Annotated in this window: 36 protein-coding genes and 1 tRNA gene; 7 read left to right on the plus strand and 30 right to left on the minus strand. The window is 41.5% G+C overall.

The genetic code is table 11. From position 1 onward, the window contains the following. Nucleotides 1–30: 30 nt before the first annotated feature. On the minus strand, nt 31–603 hold the full coding sequence (locus tag NST22_RS12495; RefSeq protein WP_003230181.1) for a signal peptidase I: 573 nt from the start codon (nt 601–603) through the stop codon (nt 31–33). Next, entirely contained in the window at nt 587–1,348 is a 762-nt protein-coding gene (gene tapA, locus NST22_RS12500) for an amyloid fiber anchoring/assembly protein TapA (protein WP_003230180.1), read from the minus strand. Before tapA ends, NST22_RS12495 begins: the two co-directional genes overlap by 17 nt. A gap of 271 nt (nt 1,349–1,619) precedes the next feature. Between tapA and NST22_RS12505 the strand changes: the two genes are divergently transcribed. Continuing rightward, on the plus strand, nt 1,620–1,946 hold the full coding sequence (locus NST22_RS12505; RefSeq protein ID WP_003246051.1) for a YqzG/YhdC family protein: 327 nt from the start codon (nt 1,620–1,622) through the stop codon (nt 1,944–1,946). Between the two features lie 41 nt (nt 1,947–1,987). Here NST22_RS12505 and NST22_RS12510 read toward each other — a convergent pair whose 3' ends face one another. From NST22_RS12510 to corA, 9 genes are all read right to left on the minus strand, one after another. After that, nucleotides 1,988–2,167 (minus strand): YqzE family protein, encoded by a 180-nt coding sequence (locus tag NST22_RS12510; protein ID WP_003230176.1) that lies wholly within the window; start codon nt 2,165–2,167, stop codon nt 1,988–1,990. 70 nt (nt 2,168–2,237) lie between these two features. After that, the gene (gene comGG / locus NST22_RS12515) at nt 2,238–2,612 is read right to left on the minus strand and encodes a ComG operon protein ComGG (RefSeq protein WP_003230170.1); all 375 of its coding nucleotides are present in this window, start codon (nt 2,610–2,612) and stop codon (nt 2,238–2,240) included. Next, nucleotides 2,613–2,996 (minus strand): ComG operon protein ComGF, encoded by a 384-nt coding sequence (gene comGF / locus NST22_RS12520; protein ID WP_003230168.1) that lies wholly within the window; start codon nt 2,994–2,996, stop codon nt 2,613–2,615. It lies immediately after the preceding gene. A gap of 25 nt (nt 2,997–3,021) precedes the next feature. Continuing rightward, entirely contained in the window at nt 3,022–3,369 is a 348-nt protein-coding gene (comGE, locus tag NST22_RS12525) for a ComG operon protein 5 (protein WP_003230165.1), read from the minus strand. Then, a complete protein-coding gene (gene comGD / locus NST22_RS12530; protein ID WP_004398628.1) occupies nt 3,353–3,784 on the minus strand; it encodes a comG operon protein ComGD in 432 nt (143 codons plus the stop codon). Before comGD ends, comGE begins: the two co-directional genes overlap by 17 nt. Continuing rightward, complete coding sequence (gene comGC / locus NST22_RS12535) at nt 3,774–4,070, minus strand: comG operon protein ComGC (RefSeq protein ID WP_003230162.1); 297 nt, start codon at nt 4,068–4,070, stop codon at nt 3,774–3,776. The genes comGD and comGC overlap by 11 nt, the downstream gene beginning before the upstream one ends. Nucleotides 4,071–4,083: 13 nt before the next feature. Then, the gene (gene comGB, locus NST22_RS12540; RefSeq protein ID WP_009967727.1) at nt 4,084–5,121 is read right to left on the minus strand and encodes a comG operon protein ComGB; all 1,038 of its coding nucleotides are present in this window, start codon (nt 5,119–5,121) and stop codon (nt 4,084–4,086) included. Next, nucleotides 5,108–6,178 carry a competence protein ComGA gene (gene comGA, locus NST22_RS12545; RefSeq protein ID WP_004399124.1) on the minus strand — a complete coding sequence of 357 codons (1,071 nt, stop codon included), beginning with the start codon at nt 6,176–6,178 and terminating at the stop codon, nt 5,108–5,110. Before comGA ends, comGB begins: the two co-directional genes overlap by 14 nt. A gap of 411 nt (nt 6,179–6,589) precedes the next feature. Beyond that, nucleotides 6,590–7,543, minus strand: coding sequence for a magnesium transporter CorA (gene corA, locus NST22_RS12550; protein WP_004399136.1), 954 nt, complete (start codon nt 7,541–7,543; stop codon nt 6,590–6,592). 142 nt (nt 7,544–7,685) lie between these two features. On the opposite strand from corA, the gene NST22_RS12555 reads away from it, so the two are divergent. After that, nucleotides 7,686–9,014 (plus strand): hemolysin family protein, encoded by a 1,329-nt coding sequence (locus tag NST22_RS12555; RefSeq protein WP_009967730.1) that lies wholly within the window; start codon nt 7,686–7,688, stop codon nt 9,012–9,014. Between the two features lie 52 nt (nt 9,015–9,066). Here NST22_RS12555 and rsbRD read toward each other — a convergent pair whose 3' ends face one another. Then, the gene (gene rsbRD / locus NST22_RS12560; protein ID WP_004398754.1) at nt 9,067–9,903 is read right to left on the minus strand and encodes an RsbT co-antagonist protein RsbRD; all 837 of its coding nucleotides are present in this window, start codon (nt 9,901–9,903) and stop codon (nt 9,067–9,069) included. A gap of 86 nt (nt 9,904–9,989) precedes the next feature. On the opposite strand from rsbRD, the gene NST22_RS12565 reads away from it, so the two are divergent. Beyond that, nucleotides 9,990–10,060 (plus strand) — tRNA-Gln (locus NST22_RS12565). A 66-nt stretch (nt 10,061–10,126) separates the two neighbouring features. Here the strand turns inward: NST22_RS12565 and mgsR are convergent. Further along, nucleotides 10,127–10,507, minus strand: coding sequence for a transcriptional regulator MgsR (mgsR, locus tag NST22_RS12570; protein ID WP_003230147.1), 381 nt, complete (start codon nt 10,505–10,507; stop codon nt 10,127–10,129). Between the two features lie 231 nt (nt 10,508–10,738). Here mgsR and NST22_RS12575 point away from each other — a divergent pair, with 231 nt between their 5' ends. Continuing rightward, on the plus strand, nt 10,739–10,984 hold the full coding sequence (locus NST22_RS12575) for a DUF2626 domain-containing protein (RefSeq protein ID WP_003226300.1): 246 nt from the start codon (nt 10,739–10,741) through the stop codon (nt 10,982–10,984). A 39-nt stretch (nt 10,985–11,023) separates the two neighbouring features. Here NST22_RS12575 and NST22_RS12580 read toward each other — a convergent pair whose 3' ends face one another. After that, entirely contained in the window at nt 11,024–11,659 is a 636-nt protein-coding gene (locus NST22_RS12580; RefSeq protein WP_009967732.1) for an MBL fold metallo-hydrolase, read from the minus strand. Nucleotides 11,660–11,815: 156 nt separating this feature from the next. Between NST22_RS12580 and NST22_RS12585 the strand changes: the two genes are divergently transcribed. Beyond that, the gene (locus NST22_RS12585; protein WP_003230141.1) at nt 11,816–11,989 is read left to right on the plus strand and encodes a DUF2759 family protein; all 174 of its coding nucleotides are present in this window, start codon (nt 11,816–11,818) and stop codon (nt 11,987–11,989) included. A gap of 31 nt (nt 11,990–12,020) precedes the next feature. Here NST22_RS12585 and NST22_RS12590 read toward each other — a convergent pair whose 3' ends face one another. From NST22_RS12590 to NST22_RS12645, 12 genes are all read right to left on the minus strand, one after another. Further along, a complete protein-coding gene (locus tag NST22_RS12590) occupies nt 12,021–12,335 on the minus strand; it encodes an MTH1187 family thiamine-binding protein (RefSeq protein ID WP_003230139.1) in 315 nt (104 codons plus the stop codon). A gap of 2 nt (nt 12,336–12,337) precedes the next feature. Then, a complete protein-coding gene (locus NST22_RS12595) occupies nt 12,338–13,399 on the minus strand; it encodes a lipoprotein (protein WP_003230137.1) in 1,062 nt (353 codons plus the stop codon). 61 nt (nt 13,400–13,460) lie between these two features. Further along, entirely contained in the window at nt 13,461–14,591 is a 1,131-nt protein-coding gene (locus NST22_RS12600) for a M14 family metallocarboxypeptidase (protein WP_010886566.1), read from the minus strand. Between the two features lie 82 nt (nt 14,592–14,673). Continuing rightward, nucleotides 14,674–16,590 (minus strand): LTA synthase family protein, encoded by a 1,917-nt coding sequence (locus NST22_RS12605; protein ID WP_004399146.1) that lies wholly within the window; start codon nt 16,588–16,590, stop codon nt 14,674–14,676. Between the two features lie 116 nt (nt 16,591–16,706). Then, nucleotides 16,707–17,672 carry a glucose kinase GlcK gene (gene glcK, locus NST22_RS12610; protein ID WP_003230132.1) on the minus strand — a complete coding sequence of 322 codons (966 nt, stop codon included), beginning with the start codon at nt 17,670–17,672 and terminating at the stop codon, nt 16,707–16,709. Between the two features lie 10 nt (nt 17,673–17,682). Beyond that, complete coding sequence (locus tag NST22_RS12615) at nt 17,683–17,898, minus strand: YqgQ family protein (protein WP_004399107.1); 216 nt, start codon at nt 17,896–17,898, stop codon at nt 17,683–17,685. Nucleotides 17,899–18,007: 109 nt separating this feature from the next. Further along, entirely contained in the window at nt 18,008–19,531 is a 1,524-nt protein-coding gene (gene yqgP / locus NST22_RS12620) for a rhomboid protease YqgP (protein ID WP_003230128.1), read from the minus strand. An 89-nt stretch (nt 19,532–19,620) separates the two neighbouring features. Then, complete coding sequence (locus tag NST22_RS12625; RefSeq protein ID WP_003230126.1) at nt 19,621–19,794, minus strand: hypothetical protein; 174 nt, start codon at nt 19,792–19,794, stop codon at nt 19,621–19,623. 66 nt (nt 19,795–19,860) lie between these two features. Beyond that, nucleotides 19,861–20,424, minus strand: a complete 564-nt coding sequence (locus NST22_RS12630; protein ID WP_003230122.1) for a 5-formyltetrahydrofolate cyclo-ligase — start codon at nt 20,422–20,424, stop codon at nt 19,861–19,863. Nucleotides 20,425–20,508: 84 nt separating this feature from the next. Beyond that, on the minus strand, nt 20,509–20,658 hold the full coding sequence (rpmG, locus tag NST22_RS12635; RefSeq protein ID WP_003153056.1) for a 50S ribosomal protein L33: 150 nt from the start codon (nt 20,656–20,658) through the stop codon (nt 20,509–20,511). Between the two features lie 83 nt (nt 20,659–20,741). Beyond that, the gene (locus tag NST22_RS12640) at nt 20,742–21,821 is read right to left on the minus strand and encodes a glycosyltransferase family 4 protein (RefSeq protein WP_009967743.1); all 1,080 of its coding nucleotides are present in this window, start codon (nt 21,819–21,821) and stop codon (nt 20,742–20,744) included. Continuing rightward, the gene (locus NST22_RS12645) at nt 21,818–22,288 is read right to left on the minus strand and encodes a hypothetical protein (RefSeq protein ID WP_009967744.1); all 471 of its coding nucleotides are present in this window, start codon (nt 22,286–22,288) and stop codon (nt 21,818–21,820) included. The genes NST22_RS12640 and NST22_RS12645 overlap by 4 nt, the downstream gene beginning before the upstream one ends. Nucleotides 22,289–22,467: 179 nt before the next feature. Here NST22_RS12645 and NST22_RS12650 point away from each other — a divergent pair, with 179 nt between their 5' ends. Next, complete coding sequence (locus NST22_RS12650; RefSeq protein WP_003245993.1) at nt 22,468–22,821, plus strand: hypothetical protein; 354 nt, start codon at nt 22,468–22,470, stop codon at nt 22,819–22,821. Further along, a complete protein-coding gene (locus tag NST22_RS12655; protein WP_003230109.1) occupies nt 22,818–23,282 on the plus strand; it encodes an endolytic transglycosylase MltG in 465 nt (154 codons plus the stop codon). The genes NST22_RS12650 and NST22_RS12655 overlap by 4 nt, the downstream gene beginning before the upstream one ends. 28 nt (nt 23,283–23,310) lie before the next feature. On the opposite strand, the gene pstB (NST22_RS12660) is transcribed toward NST22_RS12655, so the two are convergent. The 4 genes from pstB (NST22_RS12660) to pstC are packed head-to-tail and all read right to left on the minus strand — an operon-like array spanning nt 23,311 to nt 26,747. After that, complete coding sequence (pstB, locus tag NST22_RS12660; protein ID WP_004399074.1) at nt 23,311–24,093, minus strand: phosphate ABC transporter ATP-binding protein PstB; 783 nt, start codon at nt 24,091–24,093, stop codon at nt 23,311–23,313. Between the two features lie 10 nt (nt 24,094–24,103). Next, entirely contained in the window at nt 24,104–24,913 is an 810-nt protein-coding gene (gene pstB, locus NST22_RS12665; RefSeq protein WP_009967747.1) for a phosphate ABC transporter ATP-binding protein PstB, read from the minus strand. A gap of 20 nt (nt 24,914–24,933) precedes the next feature. Further along, a complete protein-coding gene (gene pstA, locus NST22_RS12670) occupies nt 24,934–25,818 on the minus strand; it encodes a phosphate ABC transporter permease PstA (RefSeq protein ID WP_003230103.1) in 885 nt (294 codons plus the stop codon). Beyond that, complete coding sequence (gene pstC / locus NST22_RS12675; protein ID WP_004398935.1) at nt 25,818–26,747, minus strand: phosphate ABC transporter permease subunit PstC; 930 nt, start codon at nt 26,745–26,747, stop codon at nt 25,818–25,820. The genes pstA and pstC overlap by 1 nt, the downstream gene beginning before the upstream one ends. Between the last annotated feature and the right edge of the window lie 21 nt (nt 26,748–26,768).

Below are 26,768 nucleotides of genomic sequence, written 5' to 3' on the forward strand. Positions count from 1 at the left end.
CGAAACCTGTTGCCAGGTTTACAACTGAAGTTAAGTAGACATGGTGCTGTCCTTTGTATCTGTTTCCAAGGCTTTTGTCTTTCTTTCAATTTCTCTAATGGCGCTGCTGATCGTCACAAAAGCGTACACTAACAGCATCACGCCGGGAACAATCAATAATACAGCCGTTCCAATCGGCTGGCTGGCAAAATGAAGCATATAGCCTGCATATGGAAGCTGAAAACCTGTGTATTGTGCGCGAACATTTTCGTCCGATACAGGCGCTGAATCAGCTGCTGCATTATTATCACCTTTTGTTTTAAATAACAAATGGTCTCCTTGCTTTGTTATGTCAACAATTCTGTGGGTGACAGCCGTATTTGCATCCTGCATAAATGTAATAACGTCACCTTTTTGAAGCTCTTTCACATCAGCGATTTCTTTTACCAATATTAAGGAACCTGTATTGAACTCCGGCTCCATCGAACCTGACAGAACTGATTTCAGCGTATACCCAAACACCGCCGGCTCTCCCCCGGATGAACGTGTTGAAATCACGACAAGTGTCAGCACAATAATAAGAGTAAAGATGATCACGTATAAAATATTACTGATCAGCTTCATTGCTTTTTTCATCCTCTTCCCCGCTTTCCTTCTGGTCTGATTGAGTTTCATTTTCTTTGGTTACAGCTTCTTGAGATGTTTCTTCTTTCATTGTTTTTTCCTGTATATCCTTTTGTGTTGTTTCATTCTCCTTTTTGACGTCCGACTTTGTTTCTTTTTTAGGGACTGTCGGTTTTTCATCGCATTTTGCAAGCGTCATAGGCTCCGACCACTCAAATGTACTGCCGTTTGCCGGGTAGCCTGCCGGTTTATATACTTTAAATGCATAAATGCCGGGTTTCATTTTTTTCTTCGTCTCAATTTTATAAAGTGAATCGCCAATTTGATTGGTGACAAATCCTTTTTCGATCACGTTCCCATCCTTTAACGGTTTGCGGGCATTTTCAAGCTTATGAAGCTCCCACTTCCACTTTGATTTCTTAAGTTTCTCACCTGTATTTTCGAGCACAGCAAATAAGGCGAAAGGTGAGCATACAGTGCCTTTCGTATCCGTTTGATCTGATATGTGCAAATCACTTTGATCCCAGCGTTTATCATAATGGCAGTTTTTATCTGTATGCTGAAAGTCTTTACACGTTTGAAGTGAGACATCAAATGTTTCAATATCATGAAAAGCAGCGCTTGTATCATCGGAAAATTGTAAGCATATTGCGGCAGTCAGACTGAAAATGACTGAAAGCTGAAAGATAAGCAGAACTTTCAGTTTCGTCTTCGCCTTTTGCTGATTGTGAAACAATCGAAACATATCTTACCTCCTGTAAAACACTGTAACTTGATATGACAATCGTTCTCTTTAAAGAACTTCACAAATAGAGTATAATCAACGATTTATAGATTTAAAAACACCGAAATCGCTCATTTCGTTCGTTTAAAAGAATGTTTTCATCATATTACAAAGTCTTGCTCAGTATTGCTCATTTTTTCAATTTTTTAGAAATTTTTGGGATTGTTATGTGAGAATTTAAATGCATATCCCATTATTATTTGGTAATAATAAACAAAGAAAGGGTGACAGCATGATGATCAAACAATGTGTGATTTGTCTATCTCTTCTCGTCTTTGGCACCACAGCCGCTCACGCAGAAGAAACACCGCTTGTAACCGCCCGCCACATGTCCAAATGGGAAGAGATTGCTGTAAAAGAAGCAAAAAAAAGGTACCCGCTCGCACAGGTACTGTTCAAACAAAAAGTATGGGACCGTAAAAGAAAAGATGAAGCAGTGAAGCAATACCATTTAACTCTGAGGGAAGGGTCAAAAGAATTCGGCGTTTTTGTGACGATTTCATTTGATCCTTATAGCCAAAAGGTCAATAAAATTGCCATATTAGAAGAATATCAATAAGGTCCTCCATTTTTTGAAGGACCTTATTCGTTTATTTGCGGTTATTTTTTCCGTTTCAGCCAAAGTCGGAAGCCATAGGGTAAAATACCGAACCACTGCTGGGAAACAGGCGTTTTTGTTTCTTTCCGCACCTCTTTTCGTTCTTTTCGCTCATCTCTCGGAGTATCTATATATTTGACAAATTGCTGCGTCATATATTTAACATAATCATTCGTTTTCACGTGATCACCTCATCATTCAATTATTATGAGTGTTGTCTCACATGACTTTTTTTATACCCTTTACACTGTTTTATTCTGTCCATCTCAGCAGTTTTTTCTGTTTTTGGTCAAACACGATCTGTGCAGTTCTTTCTGTTCCCGAATCCGTTGACACTCTTAAGTTGATTTCTTTTTGTTCTTTTATCGATGTATCATGAATGTAATAAGAAACCCGTCCATATAGAAATTGCTGCGTACCCTCCTGGCCTTTCCGTTCCTCTAGAACATGCCGAATCGAAAGAAGCACCCCATTTTGAAGCAAATTCTCTCCTATGTATAACTCTTTTGTTTCCTTCTCAAACATGCAGCGTGAAATATATTGAGCAGCAACAAAGTTCACGATTAACAGCACAAGCGCTGACACAAAAAGAACAGCTGGATAAATAAACCCTCTTGTACGATACATTCACCCCCCTCCTAAATACGAATAGACTGGAAAAGCAGTTTGATACACTTTTTGGTCTTCACTCTCAATTTTCAGCAAAACAACACCATTTTCAATATCAGCTTTCATGGCAGTAATATGATCTAAAATCGGAACATGCCCTTTGCCATCCACTCTTTTTCTTATCATTGAATGATAAATGTCAAAACGGATGTCTTGTCCGGAAAGATTGGTGCAGATTAACACGCTCCCATGCTCGGCTGTCTTAACTGCCTGTGATTCCTTGCATTCATTCATCATCTGTTCTATCGAAATCATCCATTCCTGCTGTGTGAAACCGTCATGTTCCTGCTGTCGAGACAAAAACAGATGGATAATCGCAGCTAACGATCCTGATATGAGCAAAAAGACTGAGAGCGAAAATAATACGTTAAGAAGCGTGTAGCCATTCTGTCTGCAAAATGCTGAGGCAAAATGATTTTTCTTTATAAGCTGCGGCTTTGATACATACGTTTTGATATTCGCCCTCCTCCTCCCACTTCATTGCATAGATATGATTGTTCTTTGTAATCGTTTTTGACGCGGCTCCTTCACCACTCATGACATATTTGCTAATGCTCTCATTCATCATCTGATAGCCAATTTCTCGTGATTCCGCCATTTTTTCATCAGCCATCAGCTTGTCCCACAAGGGGACGACTGTCAGCAGCACAAACAGCCACAGGCTTAGCGCAGACATTGTTTCTATTGTAGAAAAACCTTTATTTTCTCTCCACATTGACTCTCCCGCTCCCTAGATAAACTGTTATGTCATAAACGGCATGGCCTTTTACTCGTATTTTTCCGCCTGCATTCGGGTGCCCTTTCTCATTAAATTCCAAACGGTCTTTTAATGTCAGCAGTTCTATAGAAAGTCCCGTTGCATACGGACGTTCAATAACCGTATCACCAATGACTAATTGATATTCTTTTTTATGAAAGAGAATTTTTGTTCTTTGTTGACGGGAAATAGCAGTCTGCTGTGTGAGCATAATATCATTTTTCAGCTGACTTGCTGCCTGTCGGACAGCTGTATTGTCATAAGCAGGAGGAAGTGTAGTGAAGACGGCCACCAGGAGGATAGAGGCAAGGCTTAACACAAGCAAACTTTCTAAAAGGGTAAACCCCTTCTCCTCGTTTAATTTAATGTTCAACCTTAACTTCTCCGCCGGTGATGATAATGCGCTTACCATTTGGACAGACAGCATCCTTTTTCACATAGCCCTCTGACTGTAAATCGGCAAGGCTCGGAGTTTGTCCTTCATGATCAAGCTCAAATGCAGTCATTTGTGCCTTAACCATGTTTTGTAAGCCTTCACAGCCCTTTTTTTGAATGGTTTGATTATGTTTCGTGACGTTCGGTATCGTAATTAAAAGCAAAATCGAAATAATAAAGAGCACGATTAACATTTCAACAAGTGTAAATCCTTTCTCATTCATCAGCCTCTTCCTTTCACATTTGATTCATCATCTGATACATAGGCACAAGCATAGATAAATACACAAGTAAGATCATCGCTGCAACAAATCCATAAATCATTGGCTGAAGGATGCCTGTCCATTTTTGCGCTTTGTGTTCCAGCCGCTGTAATATGAATTGGCTGTATGTGAAAAGCTCCCGATCCAATCGGCCGCTCAGCTGGCCGTGAGATATGACTTTTGATAAATCAGTTTCATAAAAAAGGCTTCCACAAATAGCGGATTCAATTGACTCACCGGCTTTTAGCCGTTCAATCAATTGTTCAGCCTCGCAGCGGTAGAAAGGGAGAAACGTTTGATGTTTAAATGCATTAAGGCTGTCATAAATTGAGAGGCCTGATTTTAAAAGGCTGCTTAGCTGCAAAGAAAAAAAGTAGCTGTTAAACAGCTTTACAAGCTTTCCAACCAAAGGAATCCTGATACAAATCAGCATTTGCCGGGCAGGTGATTTTTTCTTAAACACAAGCCAATAATAAATCCCGATACCTGCTGTAAAAAGAACAAGCAAAATGATCACAAGATCAATATGCTGAAAAAAAGCAAAAAGCATATCGGTTGAACGTGAGGTTTCCATATTCATCGATTGATAGATACCGGAAAACTGAGGAATGATGATGGACTGTAACATATAAAACATGACAGCGACCGTAAAGATGAGGAAAAGCGGATAGCGCAGCACTCTTTTCAGCTGGTCTGCCTGTGCAATTTTTCGTTCCAGCAGCTCTCCGCTCTGGATCATTGAAGCAGGCAGTTCACCATGTGTTTCAGCAAAATAACAAATACCTACGGCTTCCTTATGAAATGACAAACTCTTTAGTACTTGATAAAACGGAGCCCCTTCCCTCAAACAAGTGACCGAATCAGTCAAGTCAGCCGCCTGCCTCTTATTCATCTGAAGTTCCATCAGGCGTAATCCATCCAGAAGTGTATATCCGCCCGCAGTCATTTCACCGAGCCTCTTTAATAACCTGGCTTGATCCTTTAACAACCAGACTTTTCTAATCTTTTTCATGATAAACCCACCGGTCATAGTTGTTTGTCGTTAAATAGCCGAGCGCAATTCCTTTTCTGATAATTTGACGAAGCGTTTGATATTGGTAATTTGCATGATTTCCTTTTGCCTCCTGGATACATTGCTGAAGATTTTTCCCGTATAGAAGCTCATAAACGCTAGCTCTCCTAGTATTTCGTGACTGTCGGCAATACACTGATGAACATCCGTTTTCACAAAACGGGCAAGCCAAATCAACCAAGCGCTGAGCCGCTATTGCAATGACAGTCTGTTCGATTTCATTCATATTGATACCGAATTCAAGCAGTCTGTAAATTGCGCCCTTTGCGTCTCTCGTATGAAGGCTCGTTAGTACCAGATGTCCCGTCATCGCTGCCCGCACCGCAATTTCAGCTGTTTCCGCGTCTCTGATCTCACCTAAAATAATCATATCGGGGTCATGGCGCAAAATTGCTTTCAGACCTGCGGAATAAGTTACACCGGCTTTTTCATTCACCTGAACCTGAAGAACATCTTCGTCCCTTGTTTCAACAGGGTCCTCTAATGTGACAATATTTCGATTAAAGTGTTTTTTTGCATATTGAACGAGAGAGTATAATGTGGTAGTCTTCCCTGAACCAGTCGGCCCGGTAAAAATGAGCATGCCATGGGAATGTTTTAAAAACGAGAGTAATGTGGCTCCTGTCTTCGGAAATAGCGACAATTTATCAATCGAAGGGATATTGTATTGGGGCATCACTCTGATCACGAGGCTTTCTTCATTAATTGTGGGCAGCGTTGACATTCTTAAATGAACATTTCCCTCTTTCAACTTTAACGTAAGCGAACCGTTTTGCGGCTTTCGCCTTTCACCTATATCCATTGCTGAAAGAAATTTAAAATGTGAAATCAGTCTTACGCACTCTTCTTTTTTCATGTCCCTTTTTTTCAGCAAGGCATGATCGACCCGAAAATGAATGATAGCGTCCCGCTCCCTCGGCACAATGTGAATATCAGAAGCCTTTGTTAGATATGCCTCTTCAATCAAGTTTTTGCTTACCTTTTCTATTGAATCCAATTTGATTCCCTCTCCTTTCAACGCATATTGTAGAAAAAGAAGAAAAGGTAATCAAACAGGGAAAACGTGATTTTGTGAGATGTTATATGCTGAAAAACCAATTCTTTCTGGCAAGAAAAAAGACTTTCAACTGAATGTACCCCTGTCATTATAATTTTCCCTATAAATAAAAAAGCAGACATGGTCACCATGCCTGCTAGATTCCATTTTCATTATGCTGTTTTCGCTTATTGACCAGTATCTTTCTCAACGGAAAGATCGCCTAATGCAACAATACCGGTCATTTGGTCATTTTCAAGAATCGATAAACTGCGGATTTAATGCTCTGTCATAAGCCCCTTGACATCGTATCCGGTCACCCTGATATGTCTGGTGAAAAAGCGGGGCACGCTGCACAAAATATGAAACATCCTATAGAGTCCGCCTTTTTCGAGGTTTCTTTTTCTTCTTCCGCTCCTGCAGCATATCTCCCGTCCAGCCTTTTTTTCTCAAATAGAGATAGATCAGAACTGTAGATGTGACAATCAATAAGAGGGAAAAGAGATATCCGTATTTCCAATTCAGTTCCGGCATCACTGAAAAGTTCATCCCCCATAAGGCACCCAGAGCTGTAATCGGAGTAAAAAGCGTCGTGAAAATGGTCAGCGCTTTTACAATTTCATTCCCCCTATGTGAGGTAATGACTTCCTCTGAATGCAGCAGATTGTTAAGCTCCCCTTCAAATTCGCTGATGTATGTAAATCCCCTGTCAATCTTCAGTTGTGTCCGCTGATAATCCTTTTTCCCTTCATTTTGAGGTAAAAAGGTTTCTTTCAACGCCATTTCAATTTTTTTAGCGCTTAATATCAAATTTTTCCAAATCATCAGTTCATGGCGCAGGAGATGGACGCGGTTTAAAATGCTTTTGCTATTGTCGTCTTTAATTTGCCATCTGAGCTTTCTCAGCTTGACTTCAAATTCATCAACACCGATTAAATACGCATTCATTAGTTCGCCGAGAAGAATTAAAAACCCCTCTATCGCATTGTCCGCTCTTTCCATTTGCCGAACAACTTCTTTGCCTTTAATCTCTCTCAAAATTGAAAAGTCAAAGTTGATTGTAAAAAAATATTGTCTGGTGATATAAAAGTGAAAAACAGTATGGTCTTTTTCTTCACCAAGCCCCTGATCATAAACAATCGACCCAAATACTGCTTCATTTTCCGTTTCAGTTGTATCTACTCGCAAAAAATTAACGTGATGGTTATTTTCAAACCACTTTTCACACTGAGGCCAGTGAGAAAAATGGATTAGATCTCTTGCCTTACTTCTTTCTTGAGGCCCCATTTGGTACCAAAACCAATCCTTTCCCGTATGTGCCTTCATGTCAAGCTCCTCCAAACTTTTGTTCTTTATTCTTTAATTGCCCAATAACCGCGTCACTAAACCAGTCTGCCGCTTCAACACATGTTTTATGAGCATTTTCAGGTGGTATGGAATGTAGAAAGACATCGGAAAAGGGAGGTGCATGCCTTCCTTGGAGAAGGCAGTTGTTTTGGAATTTATCAATTTACTAGCAGTCGCTATTCTCATTTTGTTAACAGGATTTTTCGTTGCCGTAGAATTTTCAATCGTAAAAGTGCGGCGATCCAAAATTGATCAGCTTGTCGCAAAAGGAAAGAAAGGTGCTAAAGCGGCAAAGCATGTCATCACTCACCTTGATGAATATTTATCAGCCTGTCAGCTGGGCATCACAGTCGCAGCTTTAGGACTGGGATGGCTTGGGGAACCGACTGTGCAAACTCTGCTTCGACCGCTTTTTCATAAAGCAGGCTTAAATGAATCGCTTACCCACCTGCTTTCACTCGTCATCGCATTTTTAGTGGTTACGTATTTAAATGTCGTTATTGGGGAGCTGGCGCCAAAGAGTTTCGCCATTCAAAAAGCAGAAAGCATTACCTTGTTGTTCGCTAAACCGCTTATTTGGTTTTATAAGATCATGTTTCCATTCATTTGGCTGTTGAACCACTCTGCCCGATTGATTACAGGAGTGTTTGGGCTGAAGCCGGCATCAGAGCATGAGCTGGCTTATACAGAGGAAGAACTTCGGGTCCTATTGGCTGAAAGCTATAAAAGCGGCGAGATCAGAAAAAGTGAATTAAAGTACATGAATAATATCTTCACCTTTGATAAACGAATGGCAAAGGAAATTATGGTGCCGCGAAATGAAATGGTTAGTTTGTCACTAGATGAAGACTCCATTTCAAATCTTCAGGAAACAGTCAAGCAAACAAAATATACACGGTACCCGGTTGTAAGAGAGGATAAAGATAACGTCATTGGCGTGATTAATATGAAAGAAGTGCTGTTTTCCATGCTGACGAAAGATTTTTCAATCAAGAAGCATCAAATTGAACCTTTCGTACAGCCCGTTATCCATGTAATTGAGACGATTCCTATTTATAAACTATTGCTGAAAATGCAAAAGGAACGCACTCATATGGCGATCCTCATAGATGAATATGGCGGGACGTCCGGTTTGGTCACTGTCGAGGATATTATCGAAGAAATTGTAGGAGAAATCCGTGATGAATTTGATGCGGATGAAGTGCCTCATATCCGCGAACTTGGAAAGGATCATTACTTGTTAAATGCAAAATTATTAATCAGCGATGTTAACAGCCTGCTTGGAACCGATTTATCAGAGGCTGAAGTAGACACCTTGGGCGGCTGGTTTTTGACACAAAACATAGACGCTGAGCCTGAAAGTGCCATAGAATATGATGGCTACTCTTTTAAGGTAAAAGACATCAACAGCCATCACATTTTATTTATAGAAGTTAAAAAAGCTGAATAGCCCGTGAAAGGCTGTTCAGCTGCTATCTTTCAAGATAAACATGGCAAAGGCATCAACACTCTTTTATTTTAAACCCTTTATTGGCCAGGGCTTTAGCAAGACTTTGCTCTGTTTTCACATTCGAAAAATCCAGACCCAGCTTCACGACAGTTTGGGCAATTTCCGGCCTGATTCCTGAAATAATAGTCTCAATGCCGAGCAATTTGGTGCTGTCAATCACTTTAAAAATTTGATAGGCTACCATGGTATCAACGATAGGAACGCCCGAAATATCTAAAAATAAATACGAGAGCTTTAACGCTGAGCACTGCTCCAGCACAGACTCCAAAATCGTCCTCGCTCTGTGCGTATCAATTTCACCGACAAGCGGAAGAATCCCAATTCCATCAGTAATCGGCATAATCGGCGCACTCAATTCATTAATCATTTCTTTTTGCGCGTTTAATTGTATCATGGTCACCTGGTGATATTCTTCCGTAAACACTTCGATGATCTCATCAATGTTTTGATTCAAGATCCGGCTCCACTCATAAAATTCCTGAATGCTGATGTCTTGAGAAGAAGCTTCGCTGAATTTATGAATCCATTCAAACATGATGTGCCTGAAAGTGTTAAACTGGCCGACACTTTGTGTAACCGTCACTTCATGAACGGCACGGTCTCTGGCGCATTGAAGAGACCACCGGTTGAGCTCATCCTCTACGTCTTCTTTTCTAAGGGATTTTGCTACGATGGTCACCAATAATTCATGCTGGTCTTTTAACTTTTGTTCTAGTTTTTGCTGATCTTTCGCTGAATACAGCCAGCTGCCGTTTGACGTACAAACTTCCAGCCATTGTTGCGTAATATCTTTTTTGTGCTCTGTTAAGTGCTGATCAAGAGCTATCATCTTAATGAGTTACCTCCTGTTTTTGAAAAATGTACGCTATATATGTATAACGCGTCTGCCTTTACACATACTATGTTTAGATTCAATGGGCTATAGCCAAGCGGTAAGGCAATGGACTTTGACTCCGTGATCGTTGGTTCGAATCCAGCTAGCCCAGTTTCTGAACAGGTGAAAAACCGAAGATAAGCTGATTCGTATAAATCAGCGGATCTTCGGTTTTTCATCATGCAGATTGATGAACCGTTTTCTTCTTCGATAACTTCAACAGTTCTCCCGGGTTATAACCAATCACCAGCTTTTTGTTGTCTACTAGAATCGGGCGTCGCAAAAGCTTCGGCTTCTCGATTAAAAGTTCCAGCACCTCATTTACCGTCATTTCTTCAATGTTTAAATTTAAATTTTTGAAAGTCTGGCTTCTTGTCGCCAAAATTTCATCAATTCCTTCTGTCGTTAACGATAAAATGTACTTTAATTCTTCTCTTGTCGGGGTTTCTCTGAATAAGTGCCGTTCGTTAAATTCAATTTGATGTGCTTTAAGCCAATGTTTTGTTTTTCGGCATGACGTGCAGCTTGGATATGAGTAAAAAGTTAATTGTTGTTCCATTCGTTTTTTCCTCCTCAGTTAACCATCTCTTTGTAGAATAACTACCCGGATCATTTTTCATTTAAACCATTTACAGAACTTTTTTCGGATTATTTTTTAAAAAACATTCATACAATAGAAAACACAATCAAAGGGACAAATTCCATTTGTATATTAATAATGAAAATGTTTACATTTCTAGGTGTGATCTATTATAATAACAGTCAGAGGGACTCTCGGGAGGGGATAAAAATGAATCGCATGTTCCGGGTGTTAGGATTTTGGACGGGAATTTTTGCAGTCATGTTTTATTTAGGTGATATGAAAGATGCTTCCCTTTTATTTTTTGGACAGACGATCTTATTTGTGTTTCTATCGTATTTGAACTTAACCGAACGCATGTATATTTATATTTTTGGCGCTTATTTAACAATTTTCTTCGCCGGCTTTACATATTACTCAATTTTTATTATGGTGCCCGGCGGCGGAGGCCATTAAATGCAGAAAGAGACAAACCTTATCGGTTTGTCTCTTTTTTTACAATGAAAACCCATTTAAAAACGGATTTTGATCCTGCTCAGTCAGTACGTCTGTTTCAGGTCCATGGCCGCTTAACACCAGCGTGTGTTCCGGAAGCGTAAGCAGTTTTTCATGAATGGACGTCAGCAGCGTCTCTTGATTGCCGCCTATTAAATCCGTACGTCCTATACCGCCTTGGAACAAGACATCTCCGGAAATGACCAAGTCTGCATCTTTCACGTAGTAAGACACACTGCCTGGTGAATGTCCCGGCGTAAATAATGTTTCCAAATGAAACGGCCCGATATTCAACTCACCGTCGCCTTCAATTAGATGATCTGCAGGCTTAGCTGTGACTTCTATCCCTCGCAGCATGCCGGAGCCGTTTAAAGAAGCGTCCGCAAGCCAATTTTTTTCATTTTGATGCAGGTAAACAGGGATATCCCATTTTTCTCTCACTTCATCAAGCGCCCCAATATGGTCAAAATGGGCATGTGTAAGCAAAATGGCTAAAGGCGTCAGCCCTTTTTCTTTTATGTATTGATTGATTTTATGTCCCTCGCCGCCCGGATCAAAAATCAGACATTGATCATCACTGATGAGAAAATATGCGTTCGCTTGAATCGGCCCTACTGGCATTCGTCTCCATTTCACTATTATCACCTCTTTCTTTTTTATGCTCTTATTATGAGGGTTTTTGAAAAAAGATTCAAACAATCGCAATGAAAACGCTATCGACAAACCTATAAAAAACAGGTAGAATAAAACTGGAAAGAATTGCAGGTTTTTCAATGTAAAGGGGGCTGTGTTATGTTACTTGTCGTGATTTTCGGCCTTGTCGCTCTTTTCGCTTTATGGGGAGTCTTGCGTTCTGTTAGAAATAAAAATATACTCGGGTTTTTATTAGCCGGTGCCACCTTATTTGTCTTTGGATGGTTTACCGTGATGACCGTAATAAACAGCGGGTATCCAACCGCACATTAAAACCTGTATCCGATCGGATACAGGTTTATTTTTATGGCTGTAAATGTTTATTGACACTTTCTATTTTGCTCTCAAGCGTCGTTTTTTTGTCACGCCTGTCATCGATACGGATATTCGTTGCCACTCTGTGCAATCCTTTTTGAAATGGCGCTTCGTGAATTGCCTGAATAACTGCAAAAAGGTCACTGAGTTCTCCCTCGATCAGCGTATTCATCGGTGTCAGCTGATATTTGATTTTCCCTTCTGCTTGATATCCTTCTAATATCTTTTGCACATCGGCTACGTAAGCACTGACACTGGGTGTTTCCGTACCGATTGGGATAATGGTTACATCTGCGATAGCCATCGTTATTCCATCTCCTTTTGATCAATGATGAGTTGCTTCGTTTCATGTGATTTCAATAAAATAATTTGCTCAAAATGAAAGCCGTATAACGCATATTTCCCGTTCGGAGATATTTGAATCGGCTCCATTTCCCGCAGAGACACAAGATCTTTTGTCTCTCCCGATGCTACATTGATTGCTGCGAGCTTATATGCATCGCCGCTTTGTTTGAATGTATAAAACAGGCCTCCTGCTTCATCATAGTCATACTCCATTGGAGCCAAACTTGTATATTTCGCTTGGAGCGGCCATTTCGCTGTAACAGGTGATGTTGATTGCGGCGTTTTAAACTGATACGTCCCTTTTCCTCCGGAAGCTGATTTGACAGTAAAACTCATTTGATGGAAAGAATCGAAGAATAGAACGTTATCCTCAAGCTTCTGTTCCGTCTTAGAAGCTGTATCGAACGTATATAAAGGCCCTGTTTTATCGTCTCTACCCTCTTTTACATAATCAAATGTATTTTTGGATGTCCAATGAATGAACGGAACCTGTACTGGGCTTAAGAAAGATTCGTCTTTTTTAGCATTCACCTGATATGTATGGAAATCCCAGTTTTCATTGAATTCCGTCACCATCATTTGATAAGGATCATACTGATTCCAAGCAGCTTCAAGCTCATACGTTTCGTAATCTTTTTCGTAAAGCGTCTCTCCTTCTGCATTAAGCAAAACCACTGCCGTCTTTTGGCTATGTGTGATTTGCAGCAGAATCATCTGCTCCCTCGCATTGATTTGAACATCAACGATTTGACCATCCGTTTGATAGAGCTTTTTCGCTTTGCCTGTAAAGATGCGGTACGCAAAAAGCTCTGTTTTCGTCGGATTAGACGCAGTATATAATATTGTGCTGTTATTCAGCCAGCCTTCCGCCCCATCCGCTTTTTCCGCGGAAAGCGGTATGATGTCTTTTTTCTCATCTTTTGCCGCCGATGCCTGTTTTTGCTGCTGATGAGATGGTTCGCATGCCGATAAACTAAACAGCAATACCGCCAGCAGAATAAAACAAACTGATCTCATCAGCATTCCCCTCCGATCATCTTTATTCTCTCATATTTGCTTCGGCAGAAAAAAGAAAAAGTTTCAGTTACTCATGAAAAAATAACGCCCTCCACAAGATACCGCTTGTGGCGTTATATATGTGTGAAAACTGCTGAAACGGCAAAGGATTTTGGCCTTTTCCAAGTTCCACCGTATACCCTTCCTTAAAATAATGGTGAATAAACCAATCACGAAATCCAGCATAGCTGTCTATATCCCTTACTCCCTTATAAATGTTCCCGCTTAACTCCTCAAACTCCTTTATGACGGCAGCAGATTCCTCAGGCTCAAGGCCTTTATAGCCCCAATAAATTTCTTCTCCTTGAGTATGAAGAGCCAGCAGTCTGTCAGGCGGATTCTCCGTGATCAGCCGGTACATCGCAATAGATTCCGGCTCCGTAAGCGGAGAGATTCCCGGAAAATCGCGGTAGCTGGGTGCTGTCGGTTTTCGGTATTTTTCAATTTCCCATAATGATGGAAATTGTTTATTTAAATCAACCCCGTTTATATTCGCCTTCCATTCATTAAAATTTGGACGATGTTCATTTAGCCTTTCGAGTTCATCTCTTCTGGCTCCCATGACTTCTGATCCGTTTAAAACAAGATCAACGCCATCCGGATTGACAAGAGGAACGAGGGATAAGGATGTGCTGTTAAACAGCTTTATGGGAGAAAAGCCAAAGAAAGGCGAATTGCAGCATAATGACATACAGTATTCCTTAAACCATTTTAGCAGGACAGACGTTGTAATCCACTCATTCGCATGAAATGACGCGTTCATATGGACCTTTTTTACGGCATGCTCCCCACCAGCCTTCAGCTCCCAGATAGGCCTGCCGAGTACAGAACGGCCAATTTCCCGGCATGAGACAAACGGAAAAACATCAATAATCTTCTTTATTTCCTTTTCAACAGCTGAATCATCATAGATTTTCTCTTGCTCAATCCAGCTATCTGAAAGTTTCAGCTGCCGAGGCTGTAAAAAGCGCTTTATGTCCTGAATGGTTTGAAGCTCTTTGCCGCTATGCTCCTCTATCACATAACCAGGGCAATACAATTGATGTTTTTGTGCGGAGCGATTTGCACTTTTAAGCAATTCCTCGTCTATCTTCAGTTCTTTCGCCACATTGGCCAAATTGTTCTTGATCTCAGGTTTCACCGTAATAAACGCCATCATCATCCCCCTTTTTTGTTACTATATGACAGCGTATTTAAAAAAAGAAAGCCTCCCGCTCACTTCGATGCGGGAGACATTGTGATTATGATGCCTGATCAAGCATTTGTTTTTCTTTCCGCTTTGACGAATTGTCCAGCCTTTTCTGGTCATAAAATCGCAACAAATCCCCATAAATGATTTCATCAGAAAGTGATAGCTCCTGTTTTGCTTTATCAGCAAATGCTTCACATTGTTTTGTCTCTTCTAACGGTTTTCCCGTCTCTTTGTCATAACACGCACCGTCTGTATAAACAACCTGATCTGTGATAAAGCTCCCGTCCCGGAGCACCGTGAAGTCCAGTTTTTCGTCTGAAAGCAGATCGTTGCCGAATTGAATTTGATCTTTCGTATCAATCCCTAAAAGATTCATCAGCGTCGGCCTGATATCAATCTGCCCGCCTACTGTTTCAATGGTTTGCGGCTTTTTATCAGTAATACCCGGAATATGAATGACCAGCGGCACTTTTTGGAGCTGTACCTCTTCAAATGGGGTTATTTCTTTTCCTAAAAACTGCCCCATCGCTTCATTATGGTTTTCTGATATACCATAATGGTCACCATATAATACAATAACAGAGTTGTCGTATAACCCGTCTTCCTTCAGCTTTTCGATAAACCGTTTCAGCGCCTCATCCTGATAACGCACTGTCGGAAAATATTTATTTAGCGTCTGGCTGTTTGAATCATATTCATCAATCAATTGATCCTCTTCATCAAGATCAAACGGGAAGTGGTTCGTCAGTGTAATCAGCCTCGAGTAAAACGGCTGAGGCAGATTTTTCATCAGCTCTGAGGACTGCTCAAAAAATTCTTTATCCTTAAGTCCCCAGCCGACTGAATTTTCGTCAGTTACATCATACGAGTTAATATCAAAAAACGAATCATATCCAAATGAGTCGTACATTAAATCACGATTCCAAAAGCTCTTATTATTAGCGTGGAGCACCGCTGAATAGTATCCGCTGTTTTTCAAAATTTCAGGAGCGGCCATATATTGATTGCCCGCATTCGTAAAAAATACGGCACCTCGTCCAAGCGGATACAGTGAATTGTCCACGATAAATTCAGAATCCGAGGTTTTCCCCTGGCCTGTTTGGTGGTAAACATTATTAAAGTTGTAGCTCTGTTTTATAAAGTCATTCAGAAAAGGCGTGATTTCTTCTCCATTCAATTTTTCATTAATCACGAAGCTTTGCGTCGACTCTAAGGATACGAGAATGACGTTCCTTCCTTTTGCAGCGCCGAATAAGCGTTTGTTGGCATCCTTCGCATTAGCGGTTACGTAGTTTTCAATCTCCGTCAGGCTGTTGCTGTCTGCCAACGCTCTCTGTGCGGATTGCTTTGACTGAAGAACGCCATCGTAAATATGAAAATTAAACAGGCTAATGTTTTTAACAAGCATTTCTCTGTCAAATGAGCGTGTCAATAGCTGAGGTCTTTCCGCCTCAGACAAGCCCAGGTTGAAGAAATAAACAGAAGCAACGAACAAAAAATAAGCCGCCCGTTCATTTTTCGTTGAGGGAATGTCCGATTGAAAAGCTTTTTGCCGGATGTGAAGCCATATTAAAACCGCAATATCTACAGCTAATAGGAGGTCTGTCGGCTCAAGAAGTGTTCCGATGCTGCTTCCGAGATCACCCATATTGCTCGTTTGAAAAAGAACAGGGATTGTTAAGAAATCATTGTAAAAACGGTAAAAAACCATATTTGCCAGCAATACAAACGTGACAAGACAGCTCATCGCGATAATGTAGCGATTTCTGTTTTTGCCTTTTAAAAACAGGCTGAGGCCAAAAATAAGCAACAAAAAACTCAATGGGTTGATAAACAGAATAAATTCCTGTGTTAGATTGTCGATTTTAATATGAAAACTGGTTTTGTAAACAGCATACGTTTTCAGCCACATCAATAAAATGGCAATCAGCATAAATGAAATCTTCGAAAAAAACGTTTTTCGCATTTCAACCTCCTATGCAGCACGCTCAAAAAAATCAGTCTATTCCCAACATTCTCATTAACACATCAAATTAAATCTTAACCTGAGCACAACAAAAAATCAATTTCATTTACACAATTTTAACAATTTTGATGTTTCAGCCATTCATTTTTAGCGATCCAAGCGCCTCCGATAACGCCGGCATCATTTCCAAGTGCTGCGATTGAAATATCAGCAGCTTGGGCTGCCCGCGGAAACGCGCATTTGCGGAATGTTTTCTCGACTTTTGATCTCAGCAGTTCTCCGGCTCTCGATACGCCGCCGCCAAGAACGATTTTGGATGGATTAAGCGAGCTTGCCAAATTTCCGAGCACCAAACCAAGATGCTTGGCTACATAATCAACCACCTCAAGGGCAATTTCATCATTTTCACCCGCCGCTTCAAACACATCTCGCGCTGACAATTGTTCGGTTGCTTTTAAACGTGTCGTCTTTTTAGCATTTGCTATTTTTTCTTTTGCAATTCTTACAATTCCGGTTGCTGACGCAATTGTTTCGATACAGCCCGTTTTGCCGCAGTTGCAGGGCGCTCCGCCTTCAGGGATGCTGCAAATATGGCCGATTTCTCCGCCGGCGCCATTTATACCATGTACAATTTCACCATTTGCAATGATGCCGCCGCCAACTCCTGTGCCAAGCGTCACGAGAATGACGTCTTTTGCGCCATCACCCGCTCCCTTCCACATTTCCCCGAGCGCAGCAATATTCGCGTCATTTTCTATAACAGCTGGGATGCCGGTTTCTGTCTCCAGATGGTTTTTCAAAGCATAATTTTTCCACCCTAGATTTACTGTTTCATAAACCACTCCTGCCGCCATATCTACAGGGCCTGGTGCACCCATTCCGATGTATTTGATGATGTGCTTCGGTTTTTGCAGCTCATCCAGCTTGCTGTCGATTGTTTTTGCAATTGTGACAGTAATCGTGTCGCCGGTTTTATCTGTCGGAACTTCCCACTTATGCTGAATTTCGCCATATTGATTAATAAAAGCGAGTTTAATCGTCGTTCCTCCCAGGTCAATGCCCGCAAACCATATCTCGTCCATTTTTATCACCTTAGCCTTTATAAAAATCTCTTCCGTTTTTTGTTTGTTCCAATTCTTTTCGAAGGACAGCTGCCGCTCTGGCCCACTGCTCCTTTTCAATCATGTGGTTCATGTATAATTCCTTTAATTCATCCAGCATAAACTCAATTTCAAGCTCTCTGTCTCCAAAATAAACAATGTGGCCAAACGTTTTTAACAGCTGCTGCACATCATAAAATGTATTCATTTTCCTCACCATTTCTTGAACTTAACTATCATAAGCGTATTCATAAGGAAGCGGTCAGTCAAGAAGAAAACGCTGACAAAAAAGCCAGCTTCCTTTCCATATTCCACCTCTATGATTCTTTATTGTTTTCAATTTGCCGCTGCAGCTCCTTGTAGCGCTGCTCCTTCGGCTTCAGTTTCACAGCCGTCTGGATGGCCTTTTCTGCTTGTGCAAGCTCATTTTTTTCCGCATACAATAACGCTAAATTGTAATAGGAAGCATGGTCTTTAGGTTCTTTTTTCACTGCTCGTTCCAAAAGGGAAACCGCCTGATCATATTCGCCGATTTGAATATCAGAAACAGCAAGAATTTTCAAAAGATCGGCAGAGGCATCTTTTTGCGCTGCTTCTCCGTTCAGCAATTCTGTTACTTCTTCATACTTTCCTTCCTGATACAGCTCGCTTGCCTGCTGAATCAGCGCTGACTCCTGGTGTGAAGGCGAATGCAATCCGTAATATAAAAATCCAACAGCCAAAGCAATCAGCAAAACCGCTGACAACAATCTTTTTCCAAAGGCTCCGGCTTTAGGCAACCCCAGTGCTGCTGCAGCGAAAAAGCCGCCAATCAAGCCGCCGATATGTCCTGAATTATCAATATTCGAAACCGCAAAACCAAAGCCCAGATTGATGATAATAATGACAATAATATTGGTTCCTATAGTTCTTAAAAACATTTTTCGATTAGACAAAGCAACATACAGTAATGCACCTAAGCATCCGAATATGGCTCCTGATGCCCCTGCCGAAGGATACGGGCTGAACACAAAACTCGCAATCGAACCCGTAATGCCAGCAGCCAGATAAATCAGCAAAAATCTCCCCGATCCATACATCCGCTCAACCGCTGTACCAACCGACCATAAAGCCAGCGTATTAAAAGCTAAATGCGCTATGCCGATGTGAAGCACGATCGGTGTCAGAAGCCGCCACCATTCTCCTTGTGCAATCAGGCTGTTTTCTTTTGCTCCAAAAGCCACCAGTGTCTCCGTATTAGTGCTGCCTCCGTTTATTTCGAGCAAGAAAAACATCAGGATCTGAAGCGCAATAAATAAATATGTAAAAGTCGGTTTTCCGTTTTGAAAAACCGCCGCTTCAGTTTTTCTCTGTTCTTCTTGTTTCAGCACTAGCGAAAGGAAGCGTTCTCGCGCCATTTGCGCGTTTTCAAACGAAGCGTGTTCCTCTGAACAATCTTCTGTACGAAATGATGGAAAAACCGCTTGAAGATCATCTCGAAGCATCGTTCCTCTAACGATCGCCGGCTCAACTGACACAGTTCCCTTCTCAAAAGTTTTTTTTGCAATCTCTTCCCAGTCATCAACTGGGGCTTCCGTTGAAAAAAACACGTTCAGCAGCTTCATCCTTCGTCTGCCCAATTGATGTCTGACTCGTTCTACTCGTTCGGCCTGCTCTTCGATGTCTCTAACCATTTCTTGACGGAAATCAAGATCGTGCTTATAAAGACGAACTAGATCATGAGAGGACTTGTCCGGCGCTTCCAGCCATATTTCATCTGACTCACCGGCTTGTATGACGCCATACCCGCTATTCACCAGGTGCGCCGCAATTTTCCAATATGTATACTCCAGCAAAAACATGTTTACCGCTCCAATAGTTTTTTTTCATTATAACAGCTGGCGCTCCGAAACGCCTACTGAAAGCAAAAAATCCCGTTTTTCACGGGATTTTAGAAAGCTTGCTGTATAAACTTATTGCGGATAAATGGAATTCTTAAAAACAAATGGATAAAAGACCGCCTGATTCCTGGCTGGCTGAGTACAGTATTCATAAGACGGTAGCGATTTTGATAAAACATGACGGCAGAAACCGCGAAAATGGCATATATCAAAAGTTTTTTCATGATATCCCTCCTGCCAATAGGGTTTGTTATTCTACCTTATTTATTCTCGAATAAGGGACAGGAAAGTTATGAAAAACAAGAAATAATCCGATCCTCTGTTATCAGCTTATGTACCGGGATGTCATGCGGCAGACGGGGTACGTGCGCAAACAACTGGCACTCCAAAAGCAAAGAGACTGTCTTCCCTTCATATTCACTTAAATAGCGATCATAATAGCCGCCTCCAAAGCCGACCCTAAACCCGTTAACATCAAAACAAACACCCGGAACGATCATCAAGTCAATTTGTGATGGGTTTACTTCTTTTGTTTTTTCAATTACCGGCTCGAGCAGTCCGGCGTACACGGTTTCGAGCTGATCATCAGTCTGATATGTGCGAAATTGCATTTTCTTCGTGTCCGGATGGCATTTTGGGATGCAAACTTGTTTCCCTTCTTCCCAAGCCTGCTCAATGACAGGACGCGTCGGTATCTCTAATCCTCTGGAAATAGTGACGGCAATGGTGCCGGCATTTTGCCACTCCGGCAGAGAAAACAAGTACTTATACATACGTTCCGTTTTTTGAAGAATATCTTCATTTGATAAAGCAGACAGTGCCTCCAGCGTCTTTTTTCTTAATTGTGATTTCATCTCTCATCCCCCTCGGAATAGAAAAAAAGCCAGAACCTTTTTCAAAGCTCTGGCTTTTTTCTTACACCTCAAACAGCAAAGCTGTTATTTTGTTTCACGGTGTAACGTAGATTTTTTATCACGTGGGCAATATTTTTTAAATTCAACGCGGTCTGGATTGTTGCGTTTGTTCTTTTTAGAAATATAGTTACGCTCACCACATTCAGTGCAAGCCAAAGTAATATTAACGCGCATTATTTTCCCTCCAAACTAAAATCATTTACTTATTCAGACTTATATATAATACCACTATAATGGACGGAATGCTAGGCTGTTTTTCAATGAATTGCTGAATTATTGAAGATACGCTCATAAAGCTGCAAATATGATGACATAATGAGTCGGGGGTGGTGGAGCTTGAACACTTGTTGTCTGCCAGCTTCTTTTATCCGGCGGGCTTTTTCCCGGTCTTTTAAAAAACTGTCCAGCAGATCAGCAGCTTCCTGTACGAGCGTAAAATCAGCGATGATTGCCGTTTTGTCATGAACCGCATAATCACAAAAACCACCTGACTGAGAAACGACAGTCAGCACACCTTGTTCCATGCTTTCTTGCGCGGCAAGCCCAAACGGTTCATAAGAACTAGGGAAAACAGCCATTTCACAGTGAGACAGTAACGTTCTGATATCTTTCCTATTTAGAAACGGCAGAAACATGACGCGATCCTTCAGGTTATATGCCGCAGCCAATTTCTCATAGCAGGACAGAGACGGCCCCTCCCCAGCCAGCACTAGATAGAGGTCAGGCTGACGCTGCTTCAAGATGGCAAACACCTTTAACAGCTGCGATAATCCTTTTTCCGGAACAAACCTTCCATATGAAAAGAGGAATCTTCTATTCATGCTTCTCGGGATTTTCCCCTTCTCTTCCTCCATAGATGCAGGGCTTGGGATAACGGTTATTTTCTTATGTGCCGCCTTATCAAGAGACCGCTTCATAAATGTGCTTAATACGATCAATGCATCAGCGGATTCTATAAGGAGCCGTTCGGTCATGAGCCTGTATGGGTGTGGGGCTTCTCGGCACACCTTCTTCCTTTCGCTTTCAAGACCGTGGATTGTCGCAGCAAGCGGAAGGCCAAGCCGTTGTTTCAAATACTGGGCGGCAGGGGCAGTTGTGTCATCATGGGCATGAATCAGATCAAAGCGTTTATTGTGTGATAACACATGGCGAACCATTGTAAAGTTAGCATCAGCTATGTAATCTTCAAACTTCGCATACGAAAACAGCTGCCCGCTCGGAGTAAAAACCGTAATGTTGATATGAGGGTTTAAATAGGAAATGAGGCGGTTTAAATGGACACCGAGCCCGCTTTTCGGCTCATCGGGATGTTCGGGTGAAAGCATGAGAATGTTCACCGTTCTTTTTCCCCTCTCCCATAACAGGTGTATGCAGAAAATTGCGCCTCCCACCTGGTGTGCGCTTCTTCAATCTGAAAACTGTTTATATGACGAATCCCATTTTCATCAAGATAGATGTCGTCTGTACCGGCAAGCTTGAGAGAGACATTCATTGAATTCACAATTCTGTATTCAGCCCGATATACAGCATCACCAGCCGCCTGTCTAATCGTCCATTCTCCTTTATCATACGTTGTGCGTTTTGTCCTGACAGCTTCAATGTCTTTTCTTTTGATGACAATGCGCAATTCTTTTATCATATCCTGCGTTTTTTCGAAAAGGACCGCTTCAGCCAGCCGCATTGTTTCTTCTGAGATTTCCCAGCTTACGGTCAAGGTGTGAGCGTTTTGAATGATTATGTCGAATGTGTCCCTAAAAAAGGAAAGCTTATGTCGTATATTATAGGGAAATGGGTGTTTATCCATGGACTCCTAACATTCTCCTTTCCAATCGTTCACTTCGTGTTCCTATTAAACCATTACATGAAGAAGAAGCGAAGAAAGATTTCTCGACAAAATCTCGTTTTTTTCGCGAATTCCTTTAGAAACTATTGGTTTTATGGTATAAAAAAGAAGGATAAAAAAAGAATAGAAGGTGATGAAACGTGGAAATTGCTATTATTGCGTTGTTTATCGTCAGTATAGCGCTAATTGCATTCTCATATTCTCAAAGAGACCCGATGAAAGATGTAGAACAGGAGCTCGAAACACTGCAGCTTTCTGCGATGCAGGAAATTTACAAGCTCAAAAAGAAAATGACAGTGCTTGAGGAAGAATTACTGGAAACAAACCTTGTCATTCGCAAATCAAAGCAGAACGACATCAATCAAAAAATCGCTAAACAAATACTTTCTAAATATAATAACGGTATGTCAGCTGAAGCGATTGCTAAAGCTGAACATGTATCAGTGGAAGACGTGAATACGATTATCAAAGATAATGAGAAGGTGCTCGTATGACAAAACGGGGCATTCAGGCATTTGCTGGCGGCATCATTTTAGCGACAGCCGTTCTTGCAGCTGTTTTTTATCTGACTGACGAAGACCAGGCCGCTGCTGTAAAAGATAATAAAACAGTAACCGAACAAGACGTGAACAATTATCTTGATTCTAAAAAATTGGTTTCTGTCAACCGTGATGAATATCAAAAACTTCTCGATTCAAAAGAGAAATCCTTAAACAATGACAGCGGCTCAGACACGAAATCAGACAAAGTCAAAACCTACAAGCTCACCATTAAAGACGGCATGAGCACGGCGGATGTATCTGCTATTCTTGAAAAAGAGGGCATTATCTCTTCGGCTCAAGACTTTAATGACTATGTCATTGATGCCGGCTATCACAAAGAAATTCGTGCCGGCGAGTTTAAAGTAAAATCAGACATGAGTTTCAAAAAGATCGTAAAAACGTTAACACGATAAAAAAACAGGCTGACTCAGCCTGTTTTTTTCATCCAAACTTTCCTGAAATGTAATCGAGCGTTCTTTGGTCCTTCGGGTTAGAGAACATTTTATTCGTATTGTCGCATTCAACAAGCTCGCCCATGTAGAAAAAGGCGGTTTGATCAGAAACCCTTGCTGCCTGCTGCATGTTATGCGTGACAATGACAATTGTATATTTATCTTTCAGCTCTAGAATGAGTTCTTCAATTTTTCTCGTTGAGATTGGATCTAGTGCAGATGTCGGTTCATCCATCAGCAAAATATCAGGATTGGTCGCAAGTGCTCTGGCGATGCAAAGACGCTGCTGCTGGCCCCCTGACAGCGAAAGAGCGGACGTATGCAATCGATCCTTCACCTCATCCCATAACGCCACGTCTTTTAATGACTTTTCCACAATTTCCTGAAGCTTCTTCTTATTTTTGGTGCCGTGGACTCTCGGTCCGTAAGCCACATTATCAAAAATAGATTGCGGAAACGGATTCCCTTTTTGGAATACCATGCCGATATTTTTTCGCAAATCCACGATGTCCACTTTATCCTTTAAAATGTTGCTGCCATTATAGTTCAGCTCACCTGCAAGCTTTACATTCGGCGTCATTTGAATCATTAAATTCAATGTCTTGATAAAGGTCGATTTCCCGCATCCGGATGGTCCGATAATCGCCGTAACCTCATTTTCATAAATGCTCAAATTGATATTTTTTAAAGCATGATGCTGCCCATACCATAAGTTCATTCCATTGACTTGATATACTTCCTGTTTCATTACAGCTTCGGTAGCAATACTCATTGCCGCCCTCCTATCCGAATTTCCCGTTAATATAATCCTCTGTCTTTTGCTTTTTCGGACTCGTGAAAATCTGTTCGGTCTGTCCGTATTCTACAAGCTCGCCGTTTAAAAAGAATGCCGTCCGGTCAGAAACCCGCAGAGCCTGCTGCATATTGTGCGTGACAATAATAATTGAGTATTCTCTTTTCAATCCTGTAATTAATTCCTCTATTTTTGCATTTGAAATCGGATCAAGCGCTGAAGCTGGTTCATCAAGCAGAAGAACAGCCGGCTTCATCGCAAGCGTTCTCGCGATGCATAAACGCTGCTGCTGGCCGCCGGATAACGAGAGTGCGGATGAATGTAAACGATCCTTCACCTCATCCCAGAGCGCTGCTTTTGTTAAACTTTCTTCCACAATTTCATCTAAAACAGCTTTATTCCGCTCTCCGGCATATTTCAATGCATGTGTGATATTCGCATAGATCGATTTCGGAAATGGATTTGGTTTTTGGAAAACCATTCCGATTTCTCTTCTCAAGCTGACAACGTTAATATTGCCGCCCAATATATTTAATCCCTCATAAAGGATTTCACCTTCCGCTCTTGCAGATGGAATTAAATCGTTCATTCGGTTAATATTTCTCAAAAAAGTAGATTTTCCGCATCCCGACGGCCCAATTAAAGCAGTCACCGCATTTTTTTCAATATCCATGTTTACATGATGAACGGCTTGTTTATTTCCGTAATAAATGGACAGATCTTTGACCTCAAGCACGTGGTTCTGCTTCGGAACAATAACAGCTCGCTCAGGTTTTTCTTTTACCATTTGTTCAGACATGTTTTTCGCCTCTTTCCGTTCTAATTTGCCGTAAGCTTTTTGTAGATCATCGTGCCAAGCCATCTCGCCGCGAGATTAAACACAAGAACAGAAATCACCAGCACGGCAGAACCACCGTTGGCAATCGCTTCAGCATCCGGAATCATTCCTTGTGTATTGACGTTCCAAATGTGGACCGCAAGTGTTTCAGCGGGCCTGAAAATATTAAGCGGTGATGTTTCCGAAAACGGGTTCCACTCCGTAAAATTAAGACGCGGTGTTGTCAGGCCTGCCGTAAATAATAATGCGGCCGCTTCCCCGAACACCCTTCCTGACGCTAAAATTGCTCCTGTGATGATAGAAGGAATCGCACTTGGAATTAAAACTGTTTTTACGGTATGCCAGCGTGATACACCTAAAGCGAGAGAGGCTTCCTTCAGATCTTTAGGGACTGAACGGATCGCGTCTTCTGTCACACGCACCATGACAGGAAGGTTAAAAACAGTTAACGCAAGCGCTCCGCCTATGATCGTATAACCCCAGCCTGTTAAGTTGACAAACATCAATAATCCAAACATCCCAATGACAATAGACGGAAGAGATGAAAGCACCTCTATACATGTTCTAATGAAGTCAGTTACTTTGTTATTAGGCGCGTATTCAGCCATGAAGACTCCGCCGCCCACACCGAGCGGGATTGTAATCAGCATTGTAATAAACAAAATATAAAAGGAGTTAAACAGCTGATCTCGTATGCCTCCTCCAGCTGCAATGGCGCTCGACTTTGTTGTAATAAATTGAAAACTGAGCTGAGAAACACCGTTTATAATAATATAGGAAAACAAACCTACTAAAATGGCAGCGATAATGGCTGCACACAAACCAAACATTCCGGTCGCCAGTTTATCTGTTATTTTGCGGTTCATTACACTTTCCTCCTAGATGACAAGTAGCGAATAAGCAGGATGAACAAGAATGACATCACCAGAAGCACAAGCCCCATTGACCACAGCGTATTGTTTTCAACACTTCCGTATGTGGTGTGGCCCATATTCAGCGTGATGATCGTTGTCAGCGTTCCCGCAGTGTCAAACGGGCTTTCCGGCAATACTCTTGTATTTCCAATGACCATCTGAACAGCCAAAGCTTCACCGAACGCCCGAGCCATGCCTAACACAACAGCTGTCATCAATGTTGGAAAAGCTGCAGGCACAAGTACTTTTCTGATCGTCTGCCATCTTGTGGCACCAAGCGCGTAAGAACCCTCTCGTAAACTCTTCGGAAGAGAAGCCATTGCATCAGCAGAAATCGATGTGATCGTCGGCAGAATCATGACGGAAAGGACAATCGTTCCCGCCAATAAACTGTGCCCTGTTCCGCTCGATTTGAACTGGGCGATAAACGGCACCAATACTGTAAGACCTATGAATCCATAAACAACAGATGGAATACCGACTAAAAGCTCAATCACCGGCTGCAGCACTTTCTTTCCCCAATTCGGGGCAATCTCTGTCATAAAAATCGCACCTGCAATGCCAAGCGGCGCAGCGATTAGAGCAGAAAGAATCGTTACTGCAAATGAGCCAAAAATAAATGGCAGCACTCCGTATTTCGGATCACTATCTGTAGGATTCCAATTTAAGCTCGTTAAGAATTCAATTGGGCTTACACCATTTACAAGAAAAGATTGCAGCCCCTTAACGCCGAGGAAAATGGTAATCGCAACAGATGCCGCAATCATAATCAGTGCACAAGCTGTGACTATCATTCTTCCCCGAACTTCATCCAATTGCCGATTTTGCCTAGAGCTGATTAAGCGCTCGCTCACAGACATATTTTCTCTATTGTTTATCATTGTTTTACACTCCTATGAATG

Source organism: Bacillus sp. PS237 (assembly GCF_037963345.1).
In the GTDB taxonomy this organism is placed as follows: Bacteria; Bacillota; Bacilli; order Bacillales; family Bacillaceae; genus Bacillus; species Bacillus subtilis.